The organism is Polaribacter sp. BM10, from assembly GCF_002005425.1.
In the GTDB taxonomy this organism is placed as follows: domain Bacteria; phylum Bacteroidota; class Bacteroidia; order Flavobacteriales; family Flavobacteriaceae; genus Polaribacter; species Polaribacter marinaquae.
The window spans coordinates 486,584-505,145 of the sequence record NZ_CP019704.1 but is presented as its reverse complement, the minus strand read 5'-3'; the positions used below and the strand labels follow the sequence as shown (position 1 = coordinate 505,145).

Genomic DNA, 18,562 nt, shown 5'->3' with positions numbered 1-18,562 from the left:
TAAAGAACTAATTTCACTTTTTAATTACTTCAAAAAAAAATTATATGAATTGTTTATTAACTGGCGGTACAGGAATTGTTGGTAGTCACATTATATTCGAATGGTTACGCAAAGCTATTGTAGATAAAACAGTTAATCATCTTTATGTAGTAATTCGAGCTCACGAAAAAACTGCAGATGAAAGACTTTTAGCAATTCTTAAAGATAAATCTCGTCCTGAGTTTTTGAATAATTTTACATTAGAAGCTTGTTTAGAAAAAATTACCGTTATTTCTCATGATTTAGAATCTATAGATAATACGGTTTTAAAAAAATATAATTTCGATACTGTTATACATTGTGCAGGCTCTACAAGTTTATTACACACAACAGATTCTAAACAAATTGTTCATGCTCAAAATTATTTAGTAACTAAAAATCTTTTAGAAGAACTACCTAAAAATGTAAAACGATTTTTATATATAAGTACCGCATATTCATTTGGTATTCAAGATAAAAAAGTAAACGACTCTATTGGTAATTATAACGTCACAAATTTTAGAAATCCGTATGAGAAATCTAAATATGAAAGTGAATTTTATGTAAAAGAAACCTGTAAATTAAAAAATATAGACGCACAAATATTAAGACCAAGTATTATTTGCGGTAGATTATTAGATGCACCTTTTTTTGAAACTCCTAAATTTGATGTATTTTATTCTTGGGCAATCTTTTTAGACAAATACGCTAAAAAATCTAAAAATAATTTTAGAATTTGGATTGATAAAGAAAGCGGTTTAAACATCGTTCCTGTAGATTTTGTTTCTAAAGCAATTTTACATGCTTTTTTAAATCCGACTATAAAAGAACTAAACATAGTAAACCCTAAACAAATTCTACACAAAAATTATGTAGGTAGCGTTTTAGAATCTTTTAAAATAAATACGTACGAATACGTTTCTGAAAAGCCAGAAAATCTTAATAATTTTGAACAGCTTTACTACAAAAGTATTGGTAATCTTTTTGAAAAATATGTTTCTGTACCAGATTTGCAATTTAAATCTACCTTAATTCTAAAGTTTATTGAAGAATTAAAATTAGACATAACACTTGGTGTACATGAAAACTTTATGAACTTAATTGACTTTTCGGTCGAAAAAAAATTTGGAAAAAGTTATTACTAATTAAAACTTTAAACCTATGGATTCTTTAACTCAAATAGTCTTAGGCGCTGCTGTTGGTGAAGCCGTATTGGGCAAAAAAAATGGCAATAAAGCAATGTTATATGGTGCTATTGCAGGCACAATACCAGATTTAGACGTAATTTCTAGCTTTTTTACAGATACCGTAACTGCTTTAGAAATCCATAGAGGTTTTACTCATTCTATTTTGTTCTCTGTAATATTTGCTCCAATTTTTGCTCTTGTAGTTTTAAAATTCGAAAAATATAAAAATTTTAAAGATTGGACTTTGCTCTTTTTTTGGGCCTTTATAACACATCCTATTTTAGATGCACAAACAACTTGGGGCACACAACTATTTTGGCCTTTAGATATAAGATTAGCCTTTAAAAATATTTTTGTTGTAGACCCGCTATATACATTACCTTTTATCATTTTTGTGCTTTTAGCAATGTTTCAAAAAAGAACTTCTAAAAAGAGAAAAACTTATAATAATTTAGGTTTGATAATAAGTAGTTCTTATTTAGCTATTACCTTAATTTTAAAAGGTCTTTCTTACAAAAAATTCACCAAAGAGTTAAATAATCAAAACATTATCTATTCTAAAATCGCAACCAAACCTGCGCCCTTAAATACCATATTATGGTCTGCAAACGTAGAAACAAAAAATGCTTTTCTAATCGGGCATTCATCTTTTTTTGATAAAAAACCAATCGAATTTTCCCACTATCCCAAGAATCATCACTTATTAGGAAATTTAAAGAATAATGAAAAAGTAAAACGAATGATTTCAATTTCTAAAGGTTGGTACACTATTAACAAACAAAATTCTGATTTATATTTTAATGATTTAAGATTCGGAACCCTAAGCATGCGTCAAAATGCAGAAAATTTTGTTTTTAAGTATAAAATTAATGTTGATGAAAATGAGAACGTAACTTTTATAGAAGTAAAAAAAGATAAAAATGATGCTAAAAACCTAATGTCTGATCTTTGGATGAGAATTAAAGGAAATTAGTCTTAAAATTTTGTAAGGCTTCTAGCATAAATACGATTAATCATTTTTAAATTAAATTTTCAATTAAACTAACATGAAGAAATTACTTTTTACAGCCATTATTGGTGCTGCAATTATTACAAGTTGCAAACAACAACCTAAAACCGAAAAAAACAACAGAAATAGTTAAAAAAGAAACTGTTTCTAAAAATTTTGCTGAAGTTATAGAAACTGCACACAAAAAAGATATTTTCTTAGCAAAAGAAGCTATACAATACGATGCTGTTATAAATTTTGGAGGAAATGAAATTTTAAACGCTAACATTACAGTTTCTACTTCTTCTGATATTGCTAAAATAGCATATAAAAATGGTGATGAAATCTATGTTAACAAACAAGATATTTTTGTTTCTGATGGATTAAAATCAAATCCTGGAGTGCGTTTTCATGCGTATACTTGGAATTATTTTTTCCTATTTCCTTATAAGTTAAACGACAACGGTACAAAGTGGGATTTTAATCATAAAACACAAGAAGCTAATAATAACTTAAAAACGGCTAAACTAAGTTTTGAAGCAAATACAGGTGATGCACCAGATGATTGGTACGTTGTTTATAAAAATAACGAAACTGATTTACTAGAACACGTTGCCTACATTGTAACTGCTGGTAAAACTAAAGAAGCTGCAGAAGCAGATCCGCATGCTATAAAATATACAGATTATACAGAAATAGAAGGTATTTCTATTGCCACAAATTGGGATTTCTACGGATGGAATTCTAAAGATGGTTTAACAGATAAAATTGGAAATGCTAAAATTACAAACATAAAATTTGTTGAAGGTTTTAGAGATAGTTTTTCTATTCCAGAGAATTATACTAAGAAATAAATATCTATTGCCTATAATTTAAAAATCTCATTATCTATAATTAGATAATGAGATTTTTTATTTTCTATAGGTAAATATTGTATTGCTATTTGTTATACAAAACCTTTTTACTGATAACACCTTTTTCAGTTTTAATGTTTACAATATATACTCCGTTAGCTATATTCTTAATTTTAAGTCTGTTTTCACTATCAGAAGAATCAATGTTCCAACTGTTTGTTATTTGACCTAAAAGGTTAAATAATACTACATTTTCGATGTTTAAATTGTTTTTATTATCAATTACAAACTCGTTAGTACTTTTGTCTAAGAAAGTAGTTATTAAATCATTTATTGGATTCTCTAGATTTGCATCATCAACACTTAACACAGTGTCTTGACTAAATACTATCGAGAATCTATTTAAATGCTCTCCTTTATCTAATTGTAAAACAACTTCGTTATTTGTAATGTCGTACGTTTTGTTATTCAATTTATCTTTTACAAAAATAGTGTTGTTTACCTTTTTGATATCATCTAAATTTAAAATAACAGCACCTTTATAATCCATTATTATTTCAAAAGGAATCTCTAAAGAATTTGAAACACTTTGAATTCCTGCAATAACATATTTGTTATCACTATTTTCAAACTTCCAATAAACATCCGTTGCACCTAAATCGTTAATAGGACTATCAAAACCTTTTTCAAATTCAAAAGTATTGTTCGGGCTAAAAGAAACTCCAATTTGTCTGTGTAATGGCTCTCTATCTTCGCTAACAAAGTCCATTCCTATTTTTAATAAAGGCAATGTGTTAAAGTCGCCATTATCTTGCTCAACAACCTTTTTTCTTTCAGATTTAAAGAATACAGCATTTCCACTATCTTCTGTAACATATTGTCTTTGACTGTTGTTAAACACGATTGGACCACCGTCAGAATCGCCTCCAATAAAGAATCCTTGACCAATAGGAATGTAAGTTCCAGGAGTTTTAAATAAACTACTATCTGTACCACTTGATGGTGCACATGAAACATCTCCATCATCGTCATTCATTTCTATAAAGTCAATATCAATTGTATTAGAATCTAAAGACTCAAATCTTATAGTAGAACCAACAATAACACAATCGTTAATAGTAAATGTTTCATAACCTGATGTTGCAGGTAAATCATAAGTACCAACTTCTACATTGTCTTTAAAGAAAATTAAAGTCTTACCTGTAGCAGATTTGTAATTAATATTTATTTCATCTGTAGCTCTTGTAATTCTATTAAATTCTAAATAACTAGAACTTGTATTTAATCTAACGATTCTTTTTTCTACTATTTCAAAAATGGTTCCATTTAATAAAGATTCTTCAGCTTGCAAGGTAATGCTAAAAGCACCAACAGCAGGTTTATCTAAACCTCCTACAGCCATAGAAAGATTAATTGTAGCGTAACCACCAACATAACCTTGGTAATTATGTCCGCTAGTTTCAGAACTAGTATTTTCTTCGCCTACATGATCCCAGAAATATAAACTACCATCGATAGAATTGATATTGTCTTTAATGAATTTTAAAGCATTCATAGCAGACGGAAATGGATTTCCTATTAAATAAGAGTCACTTCCTCCAACTGCTGTAGTTAATTCTCCATCATTAGGATTACCAACAAAAGTATAGTTTTGTGCTACTTCTGGTCCTTTAAAAATATAACCATCTGTTGGCGCTATTGTTCCTGATTTATACTTGTGTTCATAATTAGATCTTTGTCCTTTTGTGCTAGCAAAAGTATAAATCCAGTAATCTGCAATATTAATTGGTGTACCAGTACTACCATCATAACCGCCTACAAAATTAATATCTCTTGCAATGTTTGATGCTCCTTGACCAACAACACCTGTAAAACTAACCGGGTTTGTACCGTCTTTTAAAACTGATTCTATAGAATACGTTTGTAAATCGACTGTTCTTACAGGAGAACTCATATAATTGTATCTATAAATATTTGCAAGTTCAGAGTTTTGTTCGACATACATTTTTCCGTTACCTGTAATATCGGCAACTCCTGTATGCGTTTGTACAAACTGACTTTTTCCAACCAATCGAATCTCTGCATTTGTGGTAATATTTAAATTATTGGTTACCACTAACAATTGATTGTCTATTGCTAGAATATTAGAACCTAATACCTCTAATTTACGCGCACTTAATCTTTCATTTTGATGTTCGTAATTTTCATTAACAGAAACATATCTAGATCTATCAGGATAACCATTGTTCCAGTTACCACCAGTTCTTGTTGTTTTCTCTATTCTATGCAATCCTAACAAGGTGTTTGCATCTGAGTTCGAACTTTCAATCTCTGAAATTAACGGATCATGTGGATGTCTCTCAGCAGAATCAATTAAGAAATTATAAGGATCTAACGCATCATCTATAAAAACAACCCATTCACTTTCTGTATAATTTACATTAGGTTGTAGCGTTTCATCTATTCTTACATACGATGTTTTGTTAGTTAATTTTGAAACAACATCAATTCGGTTTGACCATGAGCTGACATCTCCAGTTTTTGATACTGTAATGGTATCGTCTCCACCTTCAATATTTGTTAACGCATCATCTTGTATAATAATTGCACTTGCAGTTGGTGCTGCCGCTGTTGTATTAGAAATATTGTTTTCTGAATTTGTAATTAAAACAGATTGACCTGGTAAAATTGCAGAACTAACTGTTAATGTAGCATCTGGTGTTACCCCTGTTTGATCTCCTGTTTTATTTAAATATAGCTGCACATTTACTAGGCTGGCTGCAATAGTATTTGAATTACTGATATTGGTAATTTCTATCCAACGCTCAGTATCAAACTGATATACTTGTGTGATCATTAAATCATCTATTGGAGCGTCTCTGTAGTCAAGATCACCATTTCCAGGATTAAAATCTCCATCAGAATCATTAAATGCATCTTCTAATGAACTTTCATTAGTTACTGTACTTGCAGATGGGCTTAAACCGTCGTTTACTTTTGAACCATTTATTCCTGAATCATCGTTATCATCAAAAACATCAACTAATCCATCACCGTCTGTATCTGTTGCTGAGAAAGTATCTCCATCACCGTTTTCGTTGACGTCTAAAATACCATCATTATCTGAATCTGTATCTAAATAATCTGGAGCGTCTAAACCATCTGTATTTTCTGGAATTAAACCTATAATAGCACCGTTTTCATAATTATCGTCTACACCATTGTTATTAACATCAGTAATCGATGTTCCAACTCCACTTGGTGCAATATACCCTGTTGAAGGTTGTCCTTCTACGTTATCTGGAATACCATCATTATCTGCATCGATATCAACAAAATTTAGTTTACCGTCATTATCTGCATCTCCTGAAACATAAGAGTTAGGTTCACCATCATTATCGGTGTCTTGGCCGGTTATTATTAAAGCATTTGCAGTGTTTTCTGATGTACCATCTTGACCAACATCGCCATCTACAAGGTCATTAAATCCGTCATTATCAGAATCTACAAAATCATCTGCTTTTCCATCGCTATTAGTATCAGTTCCGCCAGCTTCAATAACATCAGCAATACCATCGTTATCGGAATCTAAATCTATGTAATCTTTAATTCCATCTCCGTCGGTATCAGGATTTGATATAGTGACGTTATTTGCGCCACTATCTGAATCATAACGATCATCTAAACCATCATTATCTAAATCATTTACTAATGTTCCATTAGAGTTTACGTCATCTATCGTTCCATTTCCGTCGACATCTTCTCCTCCTGTTTCAACTAAATCCGGAATACCATCATTATCAGAATCTAAGTCTAAGCTATTTGGAATACCATCATTATCTGAGTCTACACATGAAGAAACACTTACAAAATCTAAAGCAGCTCCTGCCCCAAGTGATCCGTTAGAAGGAGTTGTCGCTTGGAATTGTAATGTTGTTTGAGTAGTTGTAGCAACAAACTTTTGAGAAAAAACATACCATTTTTTAGGGCCAATAATTCCGCCTACATTTCCTGCTGCTGTAGCAACTAAAGTCTGATTTATTATACTAGTATTTGATGCATCTAAAACTTTAACATTAAGAGTAACGTCTTGTCCTATTCCATGGCCAACATCTTCACCCCAAAAGAAAGAAAGTGTGTAGCTTTTACCAACCGTAGTAGTAATTGTTTGAGAAAGTATGTTACTTACACCCGAAGTTACATCATTATTACCTAAAACATCTACATATTGTGTTCCTTGGTAAGCATCGGCAAAGACTACACTTGGTCCCCAAGAAGGGCTTTGTCCACCTACCCATCCATCTAAATTTTGGGTATAATTCCAACCTTCTAATGTGTTTGTATTATAAGTTGTACCTATAAATGTACCTGCTGCTGCTGTAAAACCTCCAGGAAATATACTTGCATCAGAAAAGTCTTGGTTTTCAAAATTACCGTTGGTAATTAGATTTTCACAACCTTCATCTGTGTCTAATATTCCGTCATTATCGTCATCTAAGTCAACTGAATCTGGAATACCATCGTTATCTGTGTCTTTAATATCTCTGTAATCTACATCTCCACCGGCATTAATATCTCCATCCTCATCACCAAGGTTGCTTGCATTTGGTGAATTTATACCGTTATTTACTGTAGCACCTGTTATTGCAGAATCATTAATATTATCAAAATTATCGTCTAAACCATCATTATCAGTATCTATACCAGATAAAATATTATTCGTATTACCATTCTCTGCAATATCTGAAATACCATCGTTATCTGAATCTGTATCTAAATAATCTGGTTTGTCTAAAGTATCTGTATTTGTTGGATCTAAACCAATAATAGCTCCATTTTCATATACATCGTCTACACCATTTTTGTTTAAATCTGTTATGATACCTGGCCCTGTAGGTGCAATATAACCACTAGTGGTTTGCGCCTCTACATTATCAGTAATACCATCGTTATCTGAGTCTATGTCTACATGGTTTGGTTTTCCGTCATTATCTGAATCTCCATTTGGGTATGTCTCTGGCGTTCCATCATTATTAGCATCAGTACCTGTAACAATTAATGCATTTGCAGTATTTGTTCCGTTAGCATCATTACCGTTTGCTAAAGCATTTGTAGGGTCACCATCTACAGCATCATTAAAACCATCATTATCTGTATCTACAAAACTATCTGCTTTCCCGTCTCTATCTGTATCTTCTCCACCAGCTTCAACAACATCAGCAATACCATCGTTATCGGAATCTAAGTCTAAGTAATCGTTTATACCATCACCATCTGTATCGCCTTTAGTATAAGAATTGGGTTTTCCATCGTTATTTGTGTCTGTACCAGTTGTTATTAAAGCATTGCTCGTGTTTTCTGAAACACCGTCTTGACCAACATCGCCATCAACTAAATCATTAAAACCATCATTATCAATATCAACAAAATTATCTGCTTTACCATCTCCGTTTGTATCTGTTCCTCCGGCTTCTACGATATCTGCTATACCATCATTATCTGAATCTAAATCTTGCCTATTTGGAATTCCATCTCCGTCAGCATCTAGATTAGGTATTAAATTACCTCCGTTATCAACATCGTATAAATCATCCAGTCCGTTATTATTAATATCATTAATTAAAGTACCGTCAAGGTTTATATTATCAATTTTTCCATTACCATCGGTATCTACTCCACCTGCCTCAACAATATCCGGAATTCCGTCGTTATCTGAATCTAAATCTAAGCTATTTGGGATACCGTCTCCATCTGTATCTGCACAAGACAAATAAGAAATAGCATTAACAGAAATACCGTCTACAAATGCCCAATAATTGGATGCAGAATTATTTGAACCTACAAATAAATTATAATTACCAGGGGTTGTGATACCTAAATTACTCGGTATAAAAGTGTAACTTCTTTCTTCCCAAGTACCAGCTGTACCACCGGTAGTGGTAAGATTATTAATATTACTTATTAAAGTTCCTGAGGTTGAAGAATTACCGTTTAACCTTATAACAATATTTACTGAGGAAGCTTGCCCCTCGAATCCATTGGTTTCTGGGTATTCTGTATAATCTAGTTTTATTGTATATTCTTCGTTTGGATCTACTATATTAAGTGGCGTGTATATACCTTCTGAACTTCTAAAGCCCATAAAAGAACCACCTGATGGCGATGATTGAAAATCTGTAGATCTTCCGTTTGAAATTGTTAAATCTGATCTTTGTTGATAATTAAGTGTAAATGAGATTTGTTGATCTGTTGACAAATCGGATGTATTTACATTTACCCAAGGACTAGGTGCAAATCTTGCTCTATTTACATTACCTACATAAGGAGTACCGGAATTGTTATTATCTATATAGTTTTGATTAAAACTACCGTTAACATTAAGACTAGTAGTTGTTGATAAAGGTTCTGCAGATAAACTACACTCGACAACATCTAAAATACCATCGTTATCATCGTCTAAATCTACATTATCGGGAATACCGTCTCCATCTGAATCTAAAGGAGGACAAGCATTACTAACATTTGCATTTGTTACTGATGAATTTGTACCTGAATAACCATCACTTCCGGAAACTGTTCCGTTAGAATTAATAACACCTCCATCAACAATGCCATCTTTATCATGATCTGTAAAACCAGCCTCTAAAGTATCTGGGCAACCATCACCGTCTGAATCTCTGTTTAAATAATTTGGCACACCAAGTGTTGTTTCTGCAGGAACAAGTCTAGCCCCTGAACAATCTACAGTAGAATTAGTTGTTTTAGAATACTTAGCACCATACACAACCATATTGTAAGCAAACGTTTGTACTTTAATGTGATTTGTATTTGCATTAATTATATATTTGTAACCTACCCGTGCACTTCCGTTTAATAAATTATTTTGATAGTTAGAGTTTGATGGTGTAACACCCGCAGCATCTGATTCTCTAAACCTTACTTCATTATTATTATCTGAAGCTGTTTGTGCTAAATAAATTGTTACTTCTGTACCTTTGGTTAAGGTTTCTGGAAAGCTCAATACCATAAAAAAAGGATTACCTCCTGGATAGCTATTTGGACCTGATGCAAAAGTACTCCCTGGGTTTCCGATGGCATTATTGGTATTATTAAAGTATTGTGATGCGGTAACACCGTTTGCAAAACCAGTTGTTGTACTGCTTTCTTCTATACAAGATTCATCATAAACATCAAACAAACCATCGTTGTCTAAATCTGAATTATTATCAACAAGACCGTCGTTATTCGCATCTATACCACCTGCTTCTAAAATATCAAAAATTCCATCATTATCAGAATCTAAATCTCTGCTATTTGGTATTCCATCACCATCAAAATCACATGGTGTTGTTCCGTTTGGCAAAGAAGTTAATGTTAAAGAAATATCATCTAAAGCTAAATCGTTACCACAACCACCAACTTGATTATTAATTAAAACAATTTCTAAATTAGTTGCATTACCAGAGTTAAATTCGAAATTATAATTATTCCATTTGCCCGTTCTAGGAATATCTCCTGTCTCAAAAGATGCAATTACATTACCAGAATTATCTAAATCTCTAATTTCGTATTTTACATTTGCTAAAATTAAGCCACCTTCATTATTTGTACAATACTGCTCGTTATTTATACTATTTGCATTAATTAACCATGCAGAAAAATTATACGTAGCATTTTTTGAAACTGTAACGGTTCTATTGTAAAAGTCGCCAATTGTAAAGTTAGCATTTACAACCATCATAAAACCGCTACCAGTTGTATGATCGCTAATATTTTCTTGCCAACTACCTTCTGGTTGATTTATTAAGTTTGCAATGGCATAATCACCATCATTCAATGCATTTGGAAAACCTGAGAAAGCAGTAATATCTCCTCTATAATTATACGTTGTATAACCTGCAGGCAACGCACTACCTGGATACGTACCTGTGCCAAAATCTTCATAAAAAACAGCGCATTTAGCATCTTCGATATAATCTAAAATACCGTCGTTGTCATCGTCTATGTCTTGTGAATTTAAAACACCATCTCCGTCTGTATCAACCGAGGTTGATTGTGAGTAAGTAGTTATAGATATAAATGCAATTGTAATTAAAATAATTTTTTTAAAACGTATCATTCCCCCAAACAATATCGTCTTATTAAAAATGTTGTACATATTTTATAAGAAAATTTAAGCTTGTAAATATAGTTTAACTTAATAGTTTTTATGTTAATTTTTTGATAAAACTATGTTAATAAAAAAATATATTATTCTATTAACTAAACATTTACAACTGTTAGTATTTTTAACATATACGATAAACCATAGGGTCTGGTTTTAAAAAAACAGCTTTTTTTCAAAAAATTTTTTGACCACCTTTACCTTTTTAAGAAAATTAGTTATTACACAAATATGATATGTACGAAACGGTTGAGTATGTATATAGAACTGCTTCATACAAAAACAGGTATTTATACTAGCTTTTAACTTTATTCTATTAACTAATTTAGTGCAATAAATAAATTCTATATTCTTTTTATGGTTATTAATAATGACAGAGTACAACTGCCTTTTAATTTTGATACTGAAAAACTAACGCAAGAAACAAAAATTTTATGCCATGAAGATTTTGTATATTATAATGTAATTCAATTACGAGGTCCAGCTCATATAGTAGATTCGTCTTTACCTTTTCCGCCACCTGCGAAAGATTATGCCGATGGTTCTTGGACAAAATGGCTAAATACAAACTCTTTAGAAAAATCAGTATATCTAAAAAGTATTGTTGAAAAATTTCAAAAAAACACAACAGTAACTTTGGTTAGATTATTAAGGCTTGCGCCATATTCTGAAGTAAAAGAACACACAGACCCAACTTTAGGACTAACGGTAGAAAAATCTGTAATTAGAATTACAATACCTATTTTAAATAATGATAAAATGGTTTTTAATTTAAACAAAACACCTGTAAATATGAAACCGGGAGAATGTTGGTATTTAGATTTAACAAAGCCTCATCAAATTACTAACAATTGTAATGAAGAACGCATAAACTTAACAATAGATATGATACCTAATGATTGGTTGAAAAACTTGATAAAAAAATCCCAATAATTTCTTATCGGGATTTATAATAACTTTATTTAAAAAGTAATTATACGTTAAATCTAAAGTGCATTACATCACCATCTTTTACAATATAATCTTTACCTTCTACTCTCATTTTACCAGCTTCTTTCACTTTAGCTTCGCTACCAAAAGTAACATAATCTTCATAAGAAATTGTTTCTGCTCTAATAAAGCCTTTCTCAAAATCTGTATGAATTACTCCTGCTGCTTGTGGTGCAGTAGAACCAATAGGTATTGTCCAAGCTCTAACTTCTTTAACACCTGCTGTAAAGTACGTTTGTAAGTTTAATAATTTGTACGCAGAACGAACTAACCTAGAAACACCTGCTTCTTCTAAACCAATATCAGCTAAAAACATTTGTCTTTCTTCATAATCGTCTAACTCTGTAATATCTGCTTCTGTACCAACAGCTAATACAATTACTTCTGCATCTTCTTCTTTTACAGCTTCTTTTACTTTTTCTACATATTCGTTACCAGAAACTGCAGAACCTTCATCTACATTACAAACATATAACACTGGTTTTGCTGTAATAAACTGCAAAGATTGTACAAATTCTATTTCTTTTTCAGAAAAATCTAAAGCTCTAACAGAAGTACCTTGTAATAAAGTTTCTTCAATTTTTAATAAAACAACCAATTCTGCTTGCGCTTCTTTATTACCAGTTTTAGCAGTTCTTTTTACTCTTTCTAGTCTTTTTTGAACTGTTTCTAAATCTTTTAACTGTAATTCGATATCGATTGTTTCTTTATCTCTAACAGGATCAATTGAATTATCTACATGAATAATATTATCATTATCAAAACAACGCAAAACGTGTAAAATTGCATCTGTTTCTCTAATATTTGCTAAGAATTGATTTCCTAAACCCTCTCCTTTACTTGCTCCTTTTACCAAACCTGCAATATCTACTATTTCTACTGTAGCTGGTAAAACACGCTCTGGATTCACAAGTTCTTCTAACTTTTCTATTCTTTTATCTGGTACATTTACTACACCTAAATTAGGTTCTATTGTACAAAAAGGAAAGTTAGCACTTTGCGCTTTTGCATTAGATAAACAATTAAATAAGGTTGATTTTCCTACGTTTGGTAATCCTACAATTCCGGCTTTCATGTGTAATAAATTTAAAAAAAGAAAGATTTAACTTAATTTTTGTTAATCTTTCATAAATTTTTGAGAGTGCAAATATAATACTTTGTTAAACTTTTTAAGGTTTTATTTTGCAATAATAAAAAATGATATTTTTAGAAATAAATTCAACTTATGAAAATAAAATTACACCTATTTTTAACAATTTTAATTGTAAATATATCTTCAAATGCCCAAGAAATTTCTGGTTATGTATTCTCGAAAACTTCTAATAAACCAATTGAGCGTGTTGCAATTGTAACAAACAATAAAACAGGTACAGTAAGCGATAAATTTGGCAATTATAATTTACAACTTAAAAATGCTACAAAAATCACCTTCTCTTCTTTGGGTTATCAATCTGTAACATTGACTATTAATGATTTAATTAACCAAAAATACAACGTCTACTTATTAGAAAATATAAATCAATTAGCAGAGATAGAGCTAAAATTTGATAAAATATCCTTAGAAAATTTAATACAGAAAACTTTAGACAGTATGCGTAAAAATTATATTACTTTTAGTAATAAACAAGATATATATGTTTACGAAAATCAAAAAATAGATTTTAATAAACTAGAATTAGATTTAGAATCTAGCTCTCTACTTAATAAACAAAATAGAAAATTGGCACAAAAAGACTTTGAAAATTTTTCTAAAAATTTAAAAAATATAAGTCCCGAGTTTTCTAAGGAATTTTATGCTAAGATTAATACACAAAGCATAAAACCAAAAAAGACTAATAAAAAAGTTTCTATTATTAAGATTGATAATGTCGAAGGATATCGAAAAAAAGAATTGTCTAATGGCATAACCTTAAATAATCTTCAAAATAAAATTCAGAATATTGTTTTAACACATTTAGATAAAAATAAAACATATAAAGTAAAAACAGGATTGTTTAAAGTTGAAGACTCTTTGTCTTTTAAAGAGGTTTCTAAAAAAACCGATTCTCTAAAAAACGACAATTCTTTTGGCAATTTTAGAATAACAAATAACAAAAGAACTATAGAAAATAAAGGTTCGTTTTTTTTAAATAATGACGAAAACAACTTTTTAAACCGCAAATTTTACAATCAATCTCTAGAAAAAAGTGAAATTATAAATGGTAACAAAATGTACGTTATATCGTATAAACCTAAAAAATCTAAAGCAAAATATTCCGGAAAAATATATATTAATCCTGTTAATTTTAGCATACAAAAAATAATTTATAAGTACGCAAAAGGAAAACGAGGCGAACATGTAAATTTAAAATGGCTTTTAGGTATTAAGTATTCAGAAAACGAAGACGCTACTACTCTATTTTATGAAAAAGACAAAAATGGTAGTGTTTATGCTTCTTATCTAAAACAAGAAATAAAAAACTATGCGTATATAAATAGACCTATAAAATTTATTGAAAACTCAAAAAATAGAGAAAAAGTAAAATTCAATATTAAAGTAGAAGTTAATCTAAATGAAGTAACAGAAGTTTTACTGAACGAGCCTACAAAAACACTTAATAAAAATCTAATACCTTACACAAAAGAAGATTTCAAAAAAAAATCTACTTATATTTCTGATGAAAAACACAACGCATCGTCATGGAAAAACAGACAGCTAATAATAAATTATTTAGAAAAGAATTCATAAAAAAATCCTGAGTAAAAAACTCAGGATTTTAAAATTTTATACTTAAAAAAGATTAATCGTTGTGTAAAAACTTTTGTTTTGCCAATAATTCTTCTTCAGTTTCTACATTATCATCATCTGGCACACAACAATCTACAGGACAAACTGCTGCACATTGTGGCTCTTCATGAAAACCTTTACATTCTGTACATTTATCTGCTACAATATAGTAAACTTCATCAGAAATTGGTTCTTGATCTTCATCTGCATTTATTGTTTTACCGTTTGGTAACACTGCGCTTCCCGATAAATCTGTTCCGTCAGAATATTTCCAATCGTCTGCGCCTTCATAAATTGCTGTGTTAGGACATTCTGGTTCACAAGCACCACAATTTATACATTCATCTGTTATTATAATTGCCATAATTTTCTTTTCTGTTTTGTACCTTTGCAATTGCAAAAATAACGCCAAAAATAGTTACAACCAAAATAAATGGATAGTATTCAAAATAGAATTACTGCTTTTGTAAAATTAGGAGCATTTTTAAGTCAGTTTTCTCAAGAAAAAATAGCAAAAAAAGAAAGTGTAGAATTTAACGATCTTTTTTTTGATGGATTTAAGCATCAAATAAAATTAGCTCAAGAAAACAATTCTTGGTTTACTAAAGATAATATTTTATTCTCTTTAGAAAGTTGGTCTAATGCACTAACAAAAAACAACTTAGAAGAATGGGTTTCTAAAAATTCGATAAATGATGCTACTGCTAAAACTGTGGCAATCGTAATGGCAGGTAATATTCCTTTGGTTGGTTTTCATGATTTTTTATCAGTATTAATATCAGGAAATTCAGTTTTAGTTAAACAATCTTCTAACGATAAACATTTACTACCTTTTTTGGCCAAGTATTTAGAATATGTAAATTCTAATTTTAAAGGAAACATCTCTTTTACAGAACAGAAATTAGAAAATTTTGACGCAGTAATTGCTACTGGTAGCGATAATACGGCTCGTTACTTTGAATATTACTTTAAAAACAAACCAAATATCATCAGAAAAAGTAGAAATTCTGTGGCTGTTTTAACAGGTAAAGAAACTGAAGAAGATTTTACGAAATTATCTAATGATGTTTTTCAATATTTTGGTTTAGGTTGTAGAAGTGTTTCTAAACTATATGTGCCAAAAAATTATAATTTTGATGCTTTTTTTACAGGAATGTACGCAAAAAAAGACATTATAGGCAATGCAAAATATGCCAATAATTATGATTATAACAAAGCTGTTTATTTAATGAGCGAGTTTGATTTATTAGAAAATGGTTTTTTAATGATTAAAGAAGATGAAAGCTACGCGTCTCCTATTGCCACAATATTTTACGAATATTATGACAACGAAATAGATTTAAAAATTAAACTACATCAAGATAAAGAAAAAATTCAATGTATTGTTGCTAACAATTTTATAGAAAATGAAATTGCTTTTGGCGAAACTCAGAATCCTAAATTATGGGATTATGCAGACGGAATTAATACATTAGAATTCTTATCTAAAATATAAAACAACAACACAACCAACTATAAAATGAAAAAGCATAATTTTAGCGCAGGACCTTGTATTTTACCAGATGAAGTTCTTAAAAAAGCATCTGAAGCAATTTTAAATTTTAATGATGATAATTTATCTTTAATCGAAATTTCTCATAGAAGCGAATCTTTTGTAAACGTTATAGAAAAAGCGAGATCTTTAGCTCTAGAATTATTAGGTTTAGAAAATAAAGGTTACAAAGCTTTATTTTTGCAAGGTGGTGCAAGTTTAGAATTTTTAATGGTTGCTTATAATTTATTAAACAAAAAAGCTGCGTATTTAAATACGGGTACTTGGTCTAACAAAGCGATAACAGAAGCCAAAGCTTTTGGTGAGTTAATAGAAGTTGGTTCTTCTAAAGATAAAGGTTTTTCTTACATTCCTAAAGAATATAGCATACCAGAAGATGTAGATTATTTTCATTGCACAAGTAATAATACTGTTGCTGGTACACAAATGAAAACTTTTCCAGAAACAAATGTTCCTTTAGTTTGTGATATGAGCTCAGATATTTTTTCTAGGCAATTAGATTTCGAAAAGTTCGATTTAATTTATGCAGGTGCTCAAAAAAACATGGGTCCAGCAGGTGTAACTTTAGTTGTTATTAAAGAAGAAATTTTAGGAAAAGTAGAAAGACACATTCCTTCTATGTTAAATTATCAAGTACATATAGATAAAGACAGCATGTTTAATACACCTTCTGTTTTTGCTGTTTATGTTTCTATGTTAACTTTGCAATGGCTTAAAGATTTAGGCGGAATTCCATTTATCGAAAAAGTAAATGCTAAAAAAGCCGATTTATTATATTCAGAAATTGATAGAAATCCGTTTTTCGAAGGAATTGTAGCTAAAGAAGATAGAAGTATTATGAATGCAACTTTTAACATTACAGATGATTCTTTAAAAGAATCTTTTGATAAAATGTGGAAAGAAGCTGGTATAAATGGCTTACACGGACACAGAAGTGTTGGTGGTTATAGAGCAAGCATGTACAACGCATTACCTTTATATAGTGTACAGGTTTTGGTAGATGTAATGCAAGAATTTGAGAGAAATCAAAAATAAAAATACAAACCGTTCTTATTTAATTACAAATTTGAACAGACTGAAATAAAAGAATGAAAATATTAGCAAATGACGGTATTTCTAACAGCGGAATAGACGCTTTAGAAAAAGGAGGTTTTGAAGTATTAACTACTAAAGTTGCACAAAATCAATTAGAAAACTTTATAAACGATAATAATATTGATGCAATATTGGTTAAAAATAATACGCAAGTAAGACAAGAGTTAATAGAAGCTTGCCCAAGTATTAAATTGATTGGTATTAGTGGTGTAAATACAGATAATGTAGATGTAGAATTTGCAGAAGATAATGGTTTACACGTTATAAATACACCAAACGCAACGGCAAATGCTGTAGCAGAGTTGGTTTTTGCACATTTATTCGGAATGGCAAGATTTTTACACTCTTCTAACAGAGAAATGCCTTTAGAAGGTGATACTCGCTTTAAAGATTTAAAGAAAGCTTATGCAAGCGGTTTAGAGTTGCGCGGAAAAACATTAGGTATTATCGGTTTTGAAAAAACAGGACAAGCTGTTGCTAAAATTGCATTAGCTTTGGGTATGAATGTAATTGCTTCGGATGATAGAATTACAGGAGCACCAATTTCTATAGATTTTTTTAACGGTCAAAAAGTTACTATTAATATAGAAACTATAGATAAAGATGATGTTCTAGAAGCATCTGATTTTATTACTTTACATGCACCAGCACAAGAAGAATACATTATAAGCGGTGTAGAAATTGAAAAAATGAAAGATGGTGTAGGAATTATCAATACTGCAAAAGGTGGTATTTTACACGAAGTAGATTTAGTAAAAGCTATAGAAAGTGGTAAAGTACAATTTGCTGGTTTAGATGTTTTTGAAACAGAGCCAACACCTGCGGTACAATTATTAATGAATCCAGAGATTTCTTTATCACCAAACATTGGTTCAGAAAGTATAGACGCACAAGAAAGAATTGGTACAGAATTAGCATCTCAAATTATTGCACTTTTAAAATAAAAT

The 18,562-nt window shown here is 30.4% G+C and carries 11 protein-coding genes; 8 read left to right on the top strand and 3 right to left on the bottom strand.

Annotated features, from left to right (window positions below; all coding sequences use genetic code 11):
- The first annotated feature begins 44 nt into the window (after positions 1-44).
- From BXQ17_RS02120 to BXQ17_RS02110, 3 genes are all read left to right on the top strand, one after another.
- Positions 45-1,163 carry an SDR family oxidoreductase gene (locus BXQ17_RS02120; protein ID WP_077809045.1) on the top strand — a complete coding sequence of 373 codons (1,119 nt, stop codon included), beginning with the start codon at positions 45-47 and terminating at the stop codon, positions 1,161-1,163.
- A gap of 16 nt (positions 1,164-1,179) precedes the next feature.
- On the top strand, positions 1,180-2,178 hold the full coding sequence (locus BXQ17_RS02115; RefSeq protein WP_077809044.1) for a metal-dependent hydrolase: 999 nt from the start codon (positions 1,180-1,182) through the stop codon (positions 2,176-2,178).
- 104 nt (positions 2,179-2,282) lie between these two features.
- Positions 2,283-3,047 carry a hypothetical protein gene (locus BXQ17_RS02110; protein ID WP_149025848.1) on the top strand — a complete coding sequence of 255 codons (765 nt, stop codon included), beginning with the start codon at positions 2,283-2,285 and terminating at the stop codon, positions 3,045-3,047.
- An 85-nt stretch (positions 3,048-3,132) separates the two neighbouring features.
- Here BXQ17_RS02110 and BXQ17_RS02105 read toward each other — a convergent pair whose 3' ends face one another.
- Positions 3,133-11,166, bottom strand: coding sequence for a T9SS type A sorting domain-containing protein (locus tag BXQ17_RS02105; protein ID WP_077809042.1), 8,034 nt, complete (start codon positions 11,164-11,166; stop codon positions 3,133-3,135).
- A 402-nt stretch (positions 11,167-11,568) separates the two neighbouring features.
- On the opposite strand from BXQ17_RS02105, the gene BXQ17_RS02100 reads away from it, so the two are divergent.
- The gene (locus BXQ17_RS02100; RefSeq protein WP_077809041.1) at positions 11,569-12,144 is read left to right on the top strand and encodes an aspartyl/asparaginyl beta-hydroxylase domain-containing protein; all 576 of its coding nucleotides are present in this window, start codon (positions 11,569-11,571) and stop codon (positions 12,142-12,144) included.
- 40 nt (positions 12,145-12,184) lie between these two features.
- Here the strand turns inward: BXQ17_RS02100 and ychF are convergent, their stop codons facing one another.
- Positions 12,185-13,276, bottom strand: a complete 1,092-nt coding sequence (ychF, locus tag BXQ17_RS02095) for a redox-regulated ATPase YchF (protein ID WP_077809040.1) — start codon at positions 13,274-13,276, stop codon at positions 12,185-12,187.
- A gap of 150 nt (positions 13,277-13,426) precedes the next feature.
- On the opposite strand from ychF, the gene BXQ17_RS02090 reads away from it, so the two are divergent.
- Positions 13,427-14,929 (top strand): carboxypeptidase-like regulatory domain-containing protein, encoded by a 1,503-nt coding sequence (locus tag BXQ17_RS02090; RefSeq protein WP_077809039.1) that lies wholly within the window; start codon positions 13,427-13,429, stop codon positions 14,927-14,929.
- A 52-nt stretch (positions 14,930-14,981) separates the two neighbouring features.
- Here the strand turns inward: BXQ17_RS02090 and BXQ17_RS02085 are convergent, their stop codons facing one another.
- On the bottom strand, positions 14,982-15,332 hold the full coding sequence (locus BXQ17_RS02085) for a 4Fe-4S dicluster domain-containing protein (RefSeq protein ID WP_077809038.1): 351 nt from the start codon (positions 15,330-15,332) through the stop codon (positions 14,982-14,984).
- Between the two features lie 69 nt (positions 15,333-15,401).
- Between BXQ17_RS02085 and BXQ17_RS02080 the strand changes: the two genes are divergently transcribed.
- The 3 genes from BXQ17_RS02080 to BXQ17_RS02070 are packed head-to-tail and all read left to right on the top strand — an operon-like array spanning position 15,402 to position 18,559.
- Positions 15,402-16,463, top strand: a complete 1,062-nt coding sequence (locus BXQ17_RS02080) for an acyl-CoA reductase (protein ID WP_077809037.1) — start codon at positions 15,402-15,404, stop codon at positions 16,461-16,463.
- A 24-nt stretch (positions 16,464-16,487) separates the two neighbouring features.
- Positions 16,488-17,555 (top strand): 3-phosphoserine/phosphohydroxythreonine transaminase, encoded by a 1,068-nt coding sequence (gene serC / locus BXQ17_RS02075; protein WP_077809036.1) that lies wholly within the window; start codon positions 16,488-16,490, stop codon positions 17,553-17,555.
- 53 nt (positions 17,556-17,608) lie between these two features.
- Entirely contained in the window at positions 17,609-18,559 is a 951-nt protein-coding gene (locus BXQ17_RS02070) for a D-2-hydroxyacid dehydrogenase (RefSeq protein ID WP_077809035.1), read from the top strand.
- Positions 18,560-18,562: the final 3 nt, after the last annotated feature.